This window comes from Amycolatopsis sp. QT-25, assembly GCF_029369745.1.
GTDB lineage: Bacteria > Actinomycetota > Actinomycetes > Mycobacteriales > Pseudonocardiaceae > Amycolatopsis.
Genome location: NZ_CP120210.1, coordinates 2,925,719 through 2,940,379, shown reverse-complemented (window position 1 = coordinate 2,940,379; position 14,661 = coordinate 2,925,719). Strand labels below are relative to the sequence as shown.

The following is a 14,661-nucleotide window of genomic DNA, read 5'->3' as shown; positions in this document are numbered from 1 at the left end:
TCGTGACCTGTCGTGAACACCCCCGCCGTCGAGATCACCGGGCTGGTGAAACGCTACGGATCCACCACCGCCGTCGATGGACTCGACCTGCGGATGGAACGTGGCTCGTTGCTCGCGCTGCTCGGCCCGAACGGGGCCGGCAAGACCACCACCGTCGAGATCTGCGAAGGCTTCCTGCGGCCTGACGAAGGCGAAGTCCGCGTGCTGGGGATGAACCCGGCGCGGGAGGGCTCGGCACTGCGGCCGCGGATCGGGGTGATGCCCCAGGGCGGCGGCGCCTATCCCGGCGTCCGCGCCGACGAGATGCTCGGACTGGTCGCCGCGTGCGCGGCGAACCCGCTCGAACCCGCCTGGCTGCTGGATGTCCTCGGTCTCGCGGGAGCGAGGAAGACGCCGTTCAAACGGCTCTCCGGCGGGCAGCAGCAACGGCTTTCGCTCGCATGCGCGCTCGTCGGCCGCCCGGAACTGCTGTTCCTCGACGAGCCGACGGCGGGTATGGACCCGCAGGCCCGCCGTCTGGTCTGGGATCTGCTCGGCGCACTGCGCGCCGACGGCGTCAGCGTGCTGCTCACCACGCATCTGATGGAGGAGGCCGAAACGCTGGCCGACACCGTGGTGATCGTGGACCACGGCAAGGTCGTCGTCGAAGGCTCTCCGCAGGCGCTGACCGTCGAGTCCGGTGAGACCGCGCAGCTTCGCTTCAAGGCCCGGACGCGACTCGATACCGCCCTGCTGACCGCGGCACTGCCCGAGGGGCATCTCGTCCACGAGTCGGCGCCGGGGACGTACCTCGTCGAGGGCACGATCGACCCGCAGGTGGTGTCGACGGTGACGGCGTGGTGCGCCCAGCAGGGCGTCATGCCGGAGGAACTGCAGGTCGGCAGGCGCACACTGGAAGAGGTCTTCCTGGAGCTGACCGGACGGGAACTGCGCGCATGACCACCCTGCCCACACCGCCCGCCCCCCGGTTCGCCGCGGGCACGTTCACCCCGGCCCCCGGACGCGGTTCGCTCGGCAAGATGCTGCGCACGCACGCGAAGGTCGAAGCGAGCCTGACGCTGCGCCACGGCGAGCAGATCCTGCTGACCCTGCTCATTCCGCTCGCCTTGCTGATCGGTTTGTCGCTGCTGGACATCCTGCCGTCGTCGCAACTCGGCGATTCGTCCCAAGTGGACTGGATCACGCCGAGGATCCTGGCGCTCGCGGTGCTGTCGTCCGCGTTCACCGGGCAGGCCATCGCACTGGGCTTCGACCGCCGTTACGGCGTCCTCAAACGGCTTTCCGCCACCGCGCTGCCCCGCTGGCTGCTCATCGCCGGCCGGGTCGCCGCCGCGCTGGTCGTGGTCGCGCTCCAGGCGGTGATCCTCGGTGCCGTGGCCGCGTTGCTGGGCTGGTCGCCGTCACTGGGCGGGCTTCTCGGCGCGCTCCCGTTCCTGCTCGTCGGCACCCTGGCGTTCGGCGCGCTGGGCCTGCTGCTCGGCGGGGCGCTGCGCGCGGAGGCCGTGCTGGCGCTGGCGAACATCGTCTGGTTCGTGCTGCTGCTCGCGGGCGGCATCCTGCTGGCACCGTCGACGATGCCGTCCGGCGTCGGCTGGATCGTCGAACTGCTGCCCTCTGGCGCGCTCGCCGAAGGACTGCGGTCGGTGCTGCTGGACGGTTCGTTCGGCTGGGGCCCGTTCGCGGTGCTCATCGGCTGGGGCGTCGTCGCGGGTGCGCTGGCGAGCAAGACCACGAAACTCACCTGAGGCGCCCGACACAGCGGGTCCGGCCGGTGGAAGGCTCTCAGGAACGGCGTTCTAGCATCGGAGGCGTGCCGTTCCAGAGTCTTGTAGCGCGTCTGCCGTATCCCTCGTTCACGGTCCAGCGAGCGGTCGCGATGGCGGCGGTGATCGCCCAGGCCGGAATCGGTGTCACCGGCTCGGTCGTCCGCGTCACGGGATCGGGTCTCGGTTGCCCGACCTGGCCCCAGTGTGTCGAAGGCAGCATCGTGCCCGTCGCGCATCCCGAATTCGACGCGCTCAACCAGTGGATCGAGTTCGGCAACCGGATGCTGTTCGGGGTGGTCATCCTGGTCGCCGCGCTGTGCGTGATCACCGCCTGGCGGGTGCGGATCGAGCACCCGAGCCGTCGTCGTCTGGTGAAGCTGGCCTGGACGATGCCCGCCGGGGTGATCCTGCAGGCCATCGTCGGCGGGATCACCGTGCTCGCCAAACTCGAATGGTGGACCGTCGCGCTCCACTTCCTGGCCTCCACTCCCCTGGTCTGGCTCGCGGTGCTGCTGCTGCGGGCGTTCAAGGAGGGTGACGAGCCCGCCCGCTGGCTGATCCCGGACGCGGGCCGCAAGACCCTGATCGCGCTCATCGTGTCGATGTGGGCGGTCCTCGTGGCGGGCACCACCGTGACCGGCGCGGGCCCGCACGGCGGCGACCCCGGCACCCACCGGCTCCAGGCCCCGATCGAGACGCTCACCCAGGTGCACGGCGGACTGCTGGTGGTCTACCTGGTCGTGCTGGCCGTCTTCGGGCTCCAGTTGATGCGGGGTGAAACGCCGAAGCAGTTGTGGCGGCGCTACGCCTTCGTCTGGGTGATCGCGCTCGCCCAGGGCGTCCTGGGCTCGGTGCAATACGCCCTTGGCGTACCGGAGGCGCTGGTGGCGTCCCACGTCCTCGGCGCCGCACTGGTGATCATTTCGACGGCGGCACTGTGGTGCGGCTCACGTGATCGAGGCCCGACGCCCGTTTCCCATGCCGCTGAACGGGAACTCGCCATTTCGAACTGACCCCTTGGCAAACCGGACGTAACCCCCGGGCGGCGTGCTCGCCAGACGCTGCCCTTACGCTGCGTTTCGGTGCCCCGCACGGGGGTCACCACCGAGTCGAGGCACGAGGTGTCGTATGACCGCCAGCACCGAGCCGGACGCACCGGCCAGTCCGTCCAAACCCCTGATCTCCCACCGGCGAGGCTCCGGGGAGATGCTGATCCTCAAGACCTTTCTGCTGGTCCCCTTCGTCGCGCTGATCGCCGCGGTGCCGATCGTGTGGGGCTGGGGCATGACCTGGGTCGATCTCGCACTGGCGGTCGTGTTCTACACCGTCGGGACGCTCGGGGTGACCGTCGGATACCACCGCTACTTCACCCACGGCGCCTTCAAGGCCGGGCGGCCGCTCCGGATCGCGCTCGCCATCGCCGGGAGTTTCGCGGTGCAGGGTTCGGTCATCTTCTGGGTGGCCAGCCACCGTCGCCACCACGCCTTCGCCGACCGAGAAGGCGACCCGCACTCCCCCTGGCTGTTCGGAACGTCGCCGTCGGCGCTGCTGCGCGGCTTCTGGCACGCGCACATGGGCTGGATGTTCAGCCGTGAAGTGACCAACTACGACCGTTTCGCGCCGGATCTGGTCGCCGACAAGGACCTGCGCGTGGTGAACCGCTACTTCTGGCTGTGGATCACGCTGAGTCTCGCGCTGCCCGCGGTGCTCGGCGGGCTGATCAGCTGGTCGTGGTGGGGTGCGGTGACCGGGTTCTTCTGGGCCGGGCTGGTCCGGATCGCGTTCCTGCACCACGTCACCTGGTCGGTGAACTCGATCTGTCACATGGTCGGCGAACGCCCGTTCGCCAGCCGCGACAAGGCGGCGAACTTCTGGCCGCTGGCGATCCTGTCCATGGGCGAGTCGTGGCACAACTCCCACCACGCCGACCCCACCTGCGCACGGCACGGTGTCCTGCGCGGGCAGGTCGACGTGTCGGCACGGGTGATCTGGCTGTTCGAGAAGTTCGGCTGGGCGCGGGACGTGCGGTGGCCGAAGCCCGAGCGCGTGGCCGCCAAACTCGCCAAACCCGCCTGACCCCTTCCGCGATCCGGCACCTGCTGGCGATCCTTGCGCGTTGCGAGCATCGCCAGCAGGTGCCGAATCGCGGGGGCGCGTCAGGCGAGTTGCTGGCGGACGGCGGAGGCGAACCGCCAGGCGGCCGCGGGGTCGGTCTGCCGGAAGCCGAGCGAAGGCTCGACGAGCTCCAGTTCCAGTAGCGACGGCCTGCCGTCCGGCCCGGCGACGAGATCCACGCGGGCATAGAGCAGTTCGGCGCGCAGGATGCCCAGCAGCGCCGCTGTCGCGTCCAGAGCGTCTTCGGCCAGCGCACGGAAGGCCGCGGTGGGTTGCACGGGCGCGAGCTTCTCCGTCACGTACAGGCCGGATTCGTCGAGTTCCCGGCCCAGCATCGCGGCCTTCGAGAACGCGTGCGAGTACACACCGCCGAAGAACACCAGCGCGGTCTCGCCCTCACTGTCCACACTGGACTGATACGGCTGGAGCAGCACGGTGTGCCCGTCGGCTTGCAGTCCGGCGAGATGAGCGGCGGCCGCGTCGCCGTCCGTGAACCGGCCGGTTCCTCGTGAGCCGGCACCGACGGCGGGCTTCAGCACGAACTCGGCCTTGGGCCAGCGCGGGGCCTGGTCATCGGGCGCGATCAGGGTAGTCGGCACGACCGCGACCCCGGCGTCACCCAGTTCGGCGAGGTAGGACTTGTCGGTGTTCCACCGCACGACTTGGGCCGCGTTGGCCAGCGTGGGCACGGCTTCGGTCCAGGACAGGAACTCGTCGCGGCGCTCGGCGTAATCCCACGTCGCGCGCAGCACGACGATGTCGGCCGCGCCGAAGTCGACGGTCGTGTCGTCCCAAGCGGCCCAGCGAGTCTTGAAGCCGAGGTCGGCCAGCGCGTCGGGAACGGCGTGCTCGTCGCCGTCGCCTTCCGGCAGCGCGGAGCAGGCGACGAAGAGCGCGGATCCGCTCACTTCCCCGCCATCCGGCGGCGGTGCTCGGCGCCGATCTTGGTGGCCTTCACGGTCTCGCTGTCCCATTCGGCGGGCTCGAGGTCTTCGACGGCCTCGACCAGCGCCTCGCCTGCCTCCACGGAGCCGACGACGACGTCGCCGAGCGCGCCGTCGGCGCCCACGAGCACGACCCTGGCGCCGATCCGGCCGATGTTCTCCACCACCGCGCGTGACGGCTTTCCGTGCCGCTTCACGAAGTCACGGGCGGCCGCGATCTGGCGCGACGTGGGGGCGGCGGTCTCGGTCTTCTCTTCGGTCTCAGCCACGGCCAGAGCTTAACCGCGAAAGGCCCGTGACGCGGAATAACCGTGGCGTCGGCCATAGTTGTGCCGGTCGGAACGACCTTGAACGAGGAGGAAGTATGCCCACGGCAGTGCAGATCCGGCGAACCGGCGGTCCCGAAGTCCTCGAGCCGGCGCAAGTCGAGGTCGGCGAACCCGGAGCCGGGGAACTGCTCGTGGACGTCGCGGCGGCGGGCGTCAACTACATCGACACCTACCACCGCGAGGGCATCTACCCGGTCGACACGCCGTTCGTGCCGGGCATGGAAGGCGCGGGCACGGTGGCCGCGGTCGGCGCGGACGTCACCGGCTTCACCGTCGGCGATCGGGTCGCCTGGCAGGGTTCGCTCGGCAGCTACGCCCAGCGCCGGCTGCTTCCCGCCGCGATCGCGGTGAAGATCCCCGACGGCGTGACCGAGGAGACCGCCGCCGCCACGATGCTCCAGGGCGTCACCGCGCACGCCCTGATCGCCTCGGCCTACGAGGTCAAGGCCGGTGACGACGTGCTGATCCACGCCGCCGCGGGCGGGATGGGCCTGCTGCTCGTCCAGCTGGCCAAGGCGCGCGGGGCCCGGGTGATCGGCACCGTCTCCACCGACGAGAAGGCCGAACTCGCCAAGCAGGCGGGCGCGGACGACGTCATCCGCTACGACCAGGTCGACTTCGCGAAGGTCACCCGTGACCTCACCGGCGGCAAGGGCGTCGAGGTGGTCTACGACGGCGTCGGCAAGTCCACGGTGGACGGCAGCCTGGCGAGCCTGAAGATCCGGGGGCTGCTGGCCCTCTACGGCGCGGCCAGCGGTCCGGTGCCGCCGATCGACCCGCAATTGCTCAACCGCAGCGGCTCGGTGTACCTCACCCGTCCCACCTCCGCGCATTACGTGCTCACCCGCGAGGAACTGGAGTGGCGGGTGAACGAACTGTTCGCCGCCGTTCGAGACGGCTCGCTGACCATCCGGATCGGCGGCCGCTACCCGCTGGGAGACGCCCGTCAGGCGCACGAAGACCTCCAGGGGCGGCGCACCACCGGCAAGCTGCTGCTGATCCCGTGACGGTGCTCTGGCCGGAACAGGTCCGGCTCGAAGGCGAAGGGCTCGTCCTGCGGGAGTGGACCGAAGACGACGTCGCGGGAATGCCCGCACTGTTCGACGACCCCGCCGTCGCGCGGTTCACCCCTCTGGCCTCGCCTTTCGACGAGGTGGCGGCGAAGGCCCATTACGCGAAGTGCGTCACCCGCCGAGCGGAAGGCAAGGGACTCCGGCTCGCCATCACGGCCGACGGCGGGACGCCACTCGGCGAGGTGGTGCTGATGCTTCCGGGAGAACACTCGGACCCGGTCGAACTCGGCTACATGGTCGGGCGCGCCCACCGCGGCCGCGATCTCGCGGCGCGGGCTCTCCGGGTGCTCACCGCGTACGCGCTGCAGCTCGGGCTCAGCCCGCTCCGGCTGCGGATCGACGCCCGGAACGCGGCGAGCGAGGCCGTCGCCCGCCGCGCGGGCTACGTCCCCACCGACTCGCCGCCCAAGGTCGAGGTCGAGAAGGGGGTCGAGGTCATCCTGCTCACCTGGGAGTACGCCGGATAGCTTCCCCTGTGCCGCCCAATCACCTTGCCTAGGTACATGAAGGCCCCCTTCCTGTACCTAGGCGCAAGGAAGGGGGCCTTCATGTACTCGGGCGGGCGGGAGACATCACCAGCCACGAGCGGTCCGTCGGAAGCCCCGATCAGCCCTTGTCGGTCGGGACGCTCACCGCGTCGGTGACGAACACCAGGGTCTCGTTCGGCGCGATGCCGTTGCCACCCTGGCCGTAGCCGAGGTCCGGCGGGATGATCAGCAGCCGCCGCGCGCCCTGCTTGATCCCTTCGAGGCCCTGGTCCCAGCCCTTGATGACGTCACCGGCGCCGAGGGCAAGGTCGAACGGCTCGCCGCGGTCGAACGAGCTGTCCAGCTTCTGCTTGTTGGACCAGGTGACCAGCGAATAGTTCATCTTGAGCTTGGCGCCCGCCTTGGCGCCCTCACCGGTGCCCGGCTCGAGATCCTTGGTGATGAGCTTCTTCGGCGGGTCGCAGTCGTCCGGGATGGTGATGGTCGGCGCCTCCCCGAACTTCCCGGTGGTCTTGACGTCCTCCGCCGTGCATTCCTTGCCCTTCGGGGCGGCCGGGGCCGAAGACGACGCCGACGCGGGGGCCGCGCCGGAGGACGACTGGGCGGAACCTGCGGTGTTCTGCTTCTCGCCACAGGCCGCCAGGGCGAGGACGCCCGCGCCGATGACCACGATCTTGCCGAATGTGCGCATGCGGCCGACCTTAGCCAAGACCCTTCAGCGCCGGAACAAGGTCACCGGTCTGCACTACGCCCATCCGACGGGTCGCCCTGGTCAGGGCCACATAAAGATCGTTGAGCCCGCGTGGCGATTCGGCGACGACCTCGTCCGGCGCGATCAGCACCACGGAGTCGAACTCCAGGCCCTTCGCCCGGTCCACCGCCATCACCGACACCCGCTCCCCCACCTCACCGAGCGTCTCGGAGACGGGCGCGACCCGGGAGGCCGGGCACAGCACGGCGACCGTCCCACTGTCCACGGCGGACAGTTCGGCCTCGACGATCGCCGGCAGTTCGGCGCCGAGCGCAGCCGGCTCCACGGAACGCAGCCAAGGCTCGAAACCCGTCTCCCGCACGGAAACCGGCGCTTCCAGTTCCGGATTGACGTCGGCGAGCACCCGGGACGCGACGGCCATGATCTCGGCCGGGGTCCGGTAGTTCACCGTCAGCTCTTCGAGCCGCCAGCGGTCGGCGACATAGGGCGCAAGCACTTCACCCCACGATCGCGCACCGCCGGAAGCACCGGTCTGCGCGACGTCGCCGACCAGCGTCATCGACCGGTTCGGGGACCGGCGCATCAGCAACCGCCAGTCCATGGCGGTCAGTTCCTGCGCCTCGTCGACGATCACGTGCCCGAAGGTCCAGGTCCGGTCCTGCGCGGCCCGTTGCGCCGCGGTCATCTCGCTGCGGCGCTGCTGGCGTTCGGCGAACAGTTCGGCGTCGAGCACGTCGCCCACGCGCAGCAGCTCCTCGTCGACGATCTCCTCGTCCTGTTCGAGGATGTCGAGTACGCCTTCCGCGTAGGCGCGGTCTTCCCGTTCGCGGCGGGCGCGCTCGGCGCGGGCTTCGGTGTCGTCCTCGCCGAGCAGTTCGGCGAGTTCGTCGAGCAACGGGACGTCCGACGGGCTCCACTTCGCGTCCGTCGGGCTGTAGAGATGCTCGCGGTCGGTTTCGGACAAGGCCTTCCCGGCCGCGCTGCGCAACCGTTCGCGGTCGGCGAACAGCTCGTCGAGCACGACCTCGGGGGTGAGCGTCGGCCACAGGCCGTCGATCGCGGCGGCCACGTTCCTGTCGGCGGCGACCTCCGCCCGGATGTCCTGGACGTCGCGCGCGTCGAGCAGGTCCTCTCCCAGTTTCCGGGCGGCCTGCCGGGTCAGCGCGTCGAGGAGGTCGGAGACGAAGATCCGCCGGGCGAGGTTGTGCGGACGGCGCGAGCGGCGGGCCCGCGTCCGCGCCTCGGTGCAGGTCTTGCGGTCGAGCATCAGGATCTCGCGCTCGAACTCGATCTCCAGCACCGGTTCCGGCACGCGCTGACGGTCGCGGACGGCGTTGGCCAGCACGTCGGCCAGCACCGCGCGGCCCTTGACCTCGGCGGCCGCACGCGTGACCGGACCGGTGGCGTCCAGGCCCGGGTACAGCTGCCCGATCGTGGCCAGCAGCACACCGGTCTCGCCGAGTGACGGCAAGACCTGCCCGATGTAGCGGAGGAAGGTGCTGTTCGGCCCGACCACGAGCACGCCGCGTGTGGTGAGCTGCTGCCGGTGCGTGTAGAGCAGATACGCGGCACGGTGCAGCGCGACCGCGGTCTTGCCGGTGCCCGGCCCGCCCTGGACCACGAGAACGCCGTTGGGCGTCGCGCGGATGATGCGGTCCTGCTCGGCCTGGATGGTGGCGACGATGTCGCTCATCTCACCGGTGCGACGGCGTTCGAGCGCGGCCAGCAGCGCCGCCTCCCCCGCGAGACCGAGGTCCTGGCCCTGGTCCGCGGCGGAAAGATCGAGGATCTCGTCGTCGACGCCGACGACTTTCCGGCTCAGCGACCGGATGTGCCGCCTGCGGCGGACACCTTCGGGTGAAGCGGCGGTCGCCAGGTAGAACGGCCGCGCGACCGGCGCGCGCCAGTCGACGAGCAGCGGGCGGTAGTCGTCGTCCTCGTCGAAGAGCCCGAGCCGCCCGATGTAGGTGGTCTCCTCCGCGTGCTCGGGGAGGAAGTCGAGGCGGCCGAAGCACAGGCCCTGCTCGACGGAGCTCAGCTGGGCGAGCCTGTCGGTGTACAGCGTCGTGGCGACGTCGCGTTCGGTGCGTGCCTGCGGGGTGCCGCCGGTCTGGCGCAGCGTCCGGTCGAGCCTGCGCTGGGCGTCGGCGCGTTCGACGTCGAGCTTGCGGTAAAGGGTGGTGACGTACTGCTGCTCGAGCGCGACGTCCCGCTCGAGCGCGTCGAGTTCCCGGTCCGGGGACACGGACAAAAGCAGCCTGCTTTCGAGAGGTGGGACAGGGGCCGATCGGAGTACAACGGCGCCCGCCATCATCGCATTCCCTCGCGGTCACCCGGACCGGGAGGAAGGCCGCAAGGGGCAGACCCGTGCCCATACGACGTTCTCGTGAAGCAGCGCGGCACAGGTGTCGTGGGGGTGGCAAGTCCGTGAAGGCCTCCTTGAGGGACTCTGGGTCCCTCAAGGAGGCCTTCACGGACTTCAAACCGCCTACACAGAGCGACCACAGCCCTGCGACCGGACAGGTTCGACCCCCTGGAGCGAACCCTCGCCGCCGCCTTCCTCCGACACGCGTGAAGGCCCCCTTCCCTCGGCTGAGCCGGGGAAGGGGGCCTTCACGCGTACAAGATCAGAAAGGCAGGCCGATGACGGGCAGGCCGATGGCAGAGTCGACGGCCAGCGCGACGAACAGGATCATCAGGTACGTGTTCGACCGGTGGAACAGCGACATCGGCTTGGTCTCCTCACCGCGCCGCACCGCCGCGTTCAGGCTGTGCGCGTAGAAGAGGAACCAGCCGCCCGCCAGGATCGCGAACGTCGTGTAGATCCAGCTCGTCACTGGGACCAGCAGCAGCGTCCAGGCGACCATCACCCACGAGTAGATGACGATCTGCCGCGCCACGTGCTGCGGGGTGGCGACCACCGGCAGCATCGGCACGCCGGCGCGCTCGTAGTCGTCGCGGTACTTCATGCCCAGCGCCCAGGTGTGCGGCGGGGTCCAGAAGAAGATGACGCCGAACATCACGAACGCCGGCCACTCGACGGTTCCGGTGACGGCGGCCCAGCCGATGACGACCGGCATGCAGCCCGCCGCGCCGCCCCAGACCACGTTCTGTGACGTACGCCGCTTCAGCACCAGCGTGTAGACGAAGATGTAGAAGAGAATCGTCACGATCGCGAGGATCGCCGAAAGCAGGTTCACCGTGAAATAGAGCACGACGAACGACAGGACACCGAGTACGAGGCCGAAGACGAGCGCGCCGCGCCTAGGCACCGATTCCTTCACCAGCGGGCGGCGCTTGGTGCGGTTCATCACCTTGTCGATGTCCGCGTCGATGACACAGTTCAACGCGTTGGCGCTGCCGGCGGCCATGGTGCCGCCCACGAGGGTCGCGAGCACCAGCCACGGCGAGGGGATTTCGCGGCCCGCCAGGAACATCGCGGGAATCGTGGTGACCAGGAGTAGCTCGATCACCCTGGGCTTCGCGAGGGCGGCGTACGCGCCGACGACCTGGCGGATCGTTCGCCGGCCACCGTGCGCTCCGTCCCCGTGGCTCGGGTCCGCAAGCGACCCTCGCCCACCGGTCGGATGTACGGCGCTGGTGCTGTCACTGCGTCCGTGCGCAGCGTTCACCAACGACATTTCACTCCCTGCGTCAGTTTTCGGGGCGGGGCCCACCAGGCTTCCGGGTGATGTGGCGGCCCCGGATCCGGAGTGTTCTGAACCCTTCCCCGATGTTAGACGTGCTGTTTCCACAGGGTGATCGCGGGTCCTCGACCGGCCGAACCATTAGGCTGGCCGCGGTAGCTCGCGGCGTGCCCCTGCGAACGGCCCGGACCAGGAATATCGTCCCTTCCGGATCGATTGAGATTAGTAGCGGTACACATGGGTTACCCATGAGGGAAGAGAAGCCACAACCTGATGACGGGGAGTTCGAGTTCAGTGTCCGAAACCGCCTCTACCAGCGAGAAGAACCCACTCCTCCGGCGTAACGTGCCCGCCGACTGGACCGACCTCGACACGCGGGCCGTCGACACCGTGCGGGTGCTCGCCGCGGACGCGGTCGAGAACTGCGGCAGCGGTCACCCCGGTACCGCGATGAGCCTGGCGCCGCTCGCGTACACGCTCTTCCAGCGGACGCTGCGTCATGACCCGGCGGACCCCGAGTGGCCCGCCCGTGACCGCTTCATCCTCTCCGCCGGTCACTCGAGCCTCACTCTCTACATCCAGCTGTACCTCGCCGGGTTCGGCCTGGAGCTGGAAGACCTGAAGCGGCTGCGCACGTGGGACTCGAAGACCCCGGGTCACCCGGAGTACCGCCACACCAAGGGCATCGAGACCACCACCGGCCCGCTCGGCCAGGGTCTGGCCAACGGGGTCGGCATGGCGATGGCGGCCCGTCGCGAGCGTGGCCTGCTGGACCCGGACGCCCCGCAGGGCGAGAGCATCTTCGACCACTACGTCTACGTCGTCGCTTCCGACGGTGACATCGAAGAGGGCGTCACCGCCGAGGCCTCCTCGATCGCCGGCCGCCAGGAGCTGGGCAACCTCATCGTCTTCTGGGACGACAACGAGATCTCGATCGAGGACGACACCAAGATCGCGCTGTCCGAGGACGTCGTGAAGCGCTACGAGGCCTACGGGTGGCACACCCAGGTCGTCGAGGGTGGCGAGAACGTCGTCGCGATCGAAGAGGCCATCAAGGCCGCGAAGGCCGAGACCGAGCGCCCGTCGTTCATCGCGCTGAAGACCGTCATCGGCTACCCGGCGCCGAAGAAGATGGGCACCGGCAAGGCCCACGGTGCCGCGCTCGGCGCCGAAGAGGTCGCCGCGGTGAAGGAGATCCTCGGTTTCGACCCGGAGCGGACCTTCCAGGTCGACGACGAGGTCATCGCGCACACCCGCCGGGCCGTCGATCGCGGCAAGACCGCGCGCGCCGCATGGCAGGAGAAGTTCGAGGCGTGGGGCGCCGCCAACCCGGAGCGCAAGAAGATCGCGGACCGGATGTCGACCCGCACGCTGCCCGAAGGCTTCGCGGACAACCTGCCGAAGTGGGAGCCGGACGCCAAGGGCATCGCGACCCGCAAGGCCTCCGGCGAGGTGCTCAACGCGCTCGCCGAGCCGCTTCCCGAGCTGTGGGGCGGTTCCGCGGACCTCGCGGAGAGCAACAACACCACCATGAAGGGGGCCGACTCGTTCGGCCCGGAGAAGGCTTCCACCGAGATGTGGAAGACCAGCCCCTACGGCCGGACGCTGCACTTCGGCATCCGCGAGCACGCGATGGGCTCGATCCTCAACGGCATCGCGCTGCACGGCGGCACCCGGCCCTACGGTGCGACGTTCCTGATCTTCTCCGACTACATGCGCCCGCCCGTGCGGCTGGCCGCGCTGATGAAGGCGCCGGTCACCTACGTGTGGACGCACGACTCGATCGGCCTGGGCGAGGACGGCCCCACCCACCAGCCGATCGAGCAGCTCTCCGCCCTGCGCGCCATCCCCGGTCTCAACGTCGTCCGCCCGGCGGACGCCAACGAGACCGCGTACGCGTGGAAGGCCGTCCTGGAGGACGTCCACCACCCGTCGGGCCTCGCGCTGACCCGGCAGAACGTGCCGGTGCTGGAGGGCACCAGCGCCGAGGGCGTCCAGCGAGGCGGTTACGTCCTCGCCGAGGCGTCCAACGGCAGTCCCGAGGTCGTGCTGATCGCGACCGGCTCCGAGGTCCAGCTGGCCGTCGAGGCCCGCAAGACCCTCGAAGCCGACGGCATCCCGGCGAGCGTCGTCTCGATGCCGTGTGTCGAGTGGTTCGACGCGCAGGACCAGTCGTACAAGGACTCCGTCCTCCCGCCGTCGGTCAAGGCACGCGTCTCCGTCGAAGCCGGTGTCGCCCAGTCGTGGCACCGCTTCACCGGTGACGCCGGGGAAAACGTTTCGATCGAGCACTTCGGTGCTTCGGCCGACGCCGCCACGCTGTTCCGCGAGTTCGGGTTCACCGCGGAAGCCGTCGTCGACGCCGCCCGTCGCTCGATCGCCAACACCAAGAACTGAAGGGGATGCTGCCACCTCATCCCCACCACCCACCCTTAACTGAGGCGCTTCGCGCCACTGAGAGGACTCAGATGAGCAACGACAAGCTCGCGCGGCTGTCCGAGGCAGGCGTTTCGATCTGGCTCGACGACCTGTCCCGTGAACGCCTGAACACCGGCAACCTCGCCGACCTGATCCGCGACAAGCACGTCGTGGGCGTGACCACCAACCCGACGATCTTCGCCAACGCGATGTCGAAGGGCGAGGCGTACGACGAGCAGACCCGCGAGCTCGCGGCCCGCGGCGCCGACGTCGAGGCCAGCATTCGCGAACTGACCACCACCGACGTGCGCAACGCCGCGGACCTGTTCCGCGACGTCTACGCCGCCACGAACGGGGTCGACGGCCGGGTGTCCATCGAAGTGGACCCGCGGCTGGCCAAGGACTCCGACAAGACGGCGGCCGAGGCGCAGGACCTGTGGAAGACCGTGGACCGGCCGAACGTGCTGATCAAGATCCCGGCCACCGAAGAGGGCCTCCCGGCGATCACCAAGACCCTGGCCGAGGGCATCAGCGTCAACGTCACGCTGATCTTCTCCGTCGAGCGGTACCGGGCGGTCATCGAGGCCTACTTCGCCGGGCTCGAGCAGGCCAAGGCCAACGGCCACGACCTCAAGGGCATCCACTCGGTCGCGTCGTTCTTCGTGTCCCGGGTGGACACCGAGATCGACAAGCGGCTCGACGCGATCGGCACCGAGGCGGCCACCGCGCTGCGCGGCGAGGCCGCCATCGCCAACGCGCGCCTGGCGTACGCGGCGTTCGAGGAGCTGTTCGCTTCGGACCGCTGGAAGGCACTCGCGGAGGCGGGCGCGAACGCGCAGCGTCCGCTGTGGGCCTCCACCGGCGTGAAGGACCCGCAGTACTCCGACACCCGCTACGTGGACCAGCTCGTCGTCAAGGACACGGTCAACACGATGCCGGAGAAGACCCTCGACGCGGCCGCGGACCACGCCGAAGTCACCGGTGACACGGTGACCGGCAAGGGCGCCGACGCGCAAGCCGTCTTCGACAAGCTGAGCGCTGTCGGCATCGACATCACCGACGTCTTCCTGACGCTGGAGAACGAGGGCGTCGAGAAGTTCGAGAAGTCGTGGACCGAGCTTCTCGAGACCGTCACCGGGCAGCTCGAAAAAGCAAAGGACTGATCACCG

Annotated in this window: 13 protein-coding genes; 8 read left to right on the top strand and 5 right to left on the bottom strand. The window is 69.4% G+C overall.

Features of this window, described 5'->3' with window-relative positions; translation table 11 throughout:
• Nucleotides 1–12: 12 nt before the first annotated feature.
• From P3102_RS13810 to P3102_RS13795, 4 genes are all read left to right on the top strand, one after another.
• Nucleotides 13–939, top strand: a complete 927-nt coding sequence (locus tag P3102_RS13810) for an ABC transporter ATP-binding protein (RefSeq protein WP_276369476.1) — start codon at nt 13–15, stop codon at nt 937–939.
• The gene (locus P3102_RS13805; protein ID WP_276369475.1) at nt 936–1,745 is read left to right on the top strand and encodes an ABC transporter permease; all 810 of its coding nucleotides are present in this window, start codon (nt 936–938) and stop codon (nt 1,743–1,745) included. Before P3102_RS13810 ends, P3102_RS13805 begins: the two co-directional genes overlap by 4 nt.
• A gap of 65 nt (nt 1,746–1,810) precedes the next feature.
• Nucleotides 1,811–2,779 (top strand): COX15/CtaA family protein, encoded by a 969-nt coding sequence (locus tag P3102_RS13800; RefSeq protein WP_276369473.1) that lies wholly within the window; start codon nt 1,811–1,813, stop codon nt 2,777–2,779.
• A 115-nt stretch (nt 2,780–2,894) separates the two neighbouring features.
• Nucleotides 2,895–3,842: an acyl-CoA desaturase gene (locus P3102_RS13795; RefSeq protein WP_276369472.1), complete on the top strand. Its 948-nt coding sequence runs from the start codon at nt 2,895–2,897 to the stop codon at nt 3,840–3,842.
• An 80-nt stretch (nt 3,843–3,922) separates the two neighbouring features.
• Here the strand turns inward: P3102_RS13795 and P3102_RS13790 are convergent, their stop codons facing one another.
• Both P3102_RS13790 and P3102_RS13785 read right to left on the bottom strand, forming a co-directional pair.
• Nucleotides 3,923–4,789 (bottom strand): hypothetical protein, encoded by an 867-nt coding sequence (locus tag P3102_RS13790; protein ID WP_276369471.1) that lies wholly within the window; start codon nt 4,787–4,789, stop codon nt 3,923–3,925.
• Entirely contained in the window at nt 4,786–5,094 is a 309-nt protein-coding gene (locus tag P3102_RS13785) for a hypothetical protein (protein ID WP_276369470.1), read from the bottom strand. The genes P3102_RS13790 and P3102_RS13785 overlap by 4 nt, the downstream gene beginning before the upstream one ends.
• 95 nt (nt 5,095–5,189) lie before the next feature.
• Between P3102_RS13785 and P3102_RS13780 the strand changes: the two genes are divergently transcribed.
• Nucleotides 5,190–6,161: a quinone oxidoreductase gene (locus tag P3102_RS13780; RefSeq protein WP_276369469.1), complete on the top strand. Its 972-nt coding sequence runs from the start codon at nt 5,190–5,192 to the stop codon at nt 6,159–6,161.
• Nucleotides 6,158–6,694, top strand: coding sequence for a GNAT family N-acetyltransferase (locus P3102_RS13775; RefSeq protein WP_276369468.1), 537 nt, complete (start codon nt 6,158–6,160; stop codon nt 6,692–6,694). Before P3102_RS13780 ends, P3102_RS13775 begins: the two co-directional genes overlap by 4 nt.
• A 139-nt stretch (nt 6,695–6,833) precedes the next feature.
• Here the strand turns inward: P3102_RS13775 and P3102_RS13770 are convergent, their stop codons facing one another.
• The 3 genes from P3102_RS13770 to P3102_RS13760 form a co-directional block, all read right to left on the bottom strand.
• Nucleotides 6,834–7,406 carry an FKBP-type peptidyl-prolyl cis-trans isomerase gene (locus tag P3102_RS13770; RefSeq protein WP_276369467.1) on the bottom strand — a complete coding sequence of 191 codons (573 nt, stop codon included), beginning with the start codon at nt 7,404–7,406 and terminating at the stop codon, nt 6,834–6,836.
• Nucleotides 7,407–7,416: 10 nt separating this feature from the next.
• Complete coding sequence (locus tag P3102_RS13765; protein WP_276371159.1) at nt 7,417–9,672, bottom strand: UvrD-helicase domain-containing protein; 2,256 nt, start codon at nt 9,670–9,672, stop codon at nt 7,417–7,419.
• 382 nt (nt 9,673–10,054) lie between these two features.
• Complete coding sequence (locus P3102_RS13760; RefSeq protein ID WP_276369466.1) at nt 10,055–11,068, bottom strand: heme o synthase; 1,014 nt, start codon at nt 11,066–11,068, stop codon at nt 10,055–10,057.
• A 300-nt stretch (nt 11,069–11,368) separates the two neighbouring features.
• Between P3102_RS13760 and tkt the strand changes: the two genes are divergently transcribed.
• Entirely contained in the window at nt 11,369–13,471 is a 2,103-nt protein-coding gene (gene tkt / locus P3102_RS13755) for a transketolase (RefSeq protein ID WP_276369465.1), read from the top strand.
• A gap of 71 nt (nt 13,472–13,542) precedes the next feature.
• The gene (gene tal, locus P3102_RS13750) at nt 13,543–14,655 is read left to right on the top strand and encodes a transaldolase (RefSeq protein WP_276369464.1); all 1,113 of its coding nucleotides are present in this window, start codon (nt 13,543–13,545) and stop codon (nt 14,653–14,655) included.
• The last annotated feature ends 6 nt before the right edge of the window (nt 14,656–14,661 follow it).

Coding starts and splice junctions, on each gene's coding strand:
- P3102_RS13770 (WP_276369467.1), bottom strand. CDS start 7,406: ATGCGCACATTCGGCAAGATCGTGGTCATCGGCGCGGGCGTCCTCGCC.
- P3102_RS13760 (WP_276369466.1), bottom strand. CDS start 11,068: ATGTCGTTGGTGAACGCTGCGCACGGACGCAGTGACAGCACCAGCGCC.
- P3102_RS13780 (WP_276369469.1), top strand. CDS start 5,190: ATGCCCACGGCAGTGCAGATCCGGCGAACCGGCGGTCCCGAAGTCCTC.
- P3102_RS13795 (WP_276369472.1), top strand. CDS start 2,895: ATGACCGCCAGCACCGAGCCGGACGCACCGGCCAGTCCGTCCAAACCC.
- P3102_RS13805 (WP_276369475.1), top strand. CDS start 936: ATGACCACCCTGCCCACACCGCCCGCCCCCCGGTTCGCCGCGGGCACG.
- tal (WP_276369464.1), top strand. CDS start 13,543: ATGAGCAACGACAAGCTCGCGCGGCTGTCCGAGGCAGGCGTTTCGATC.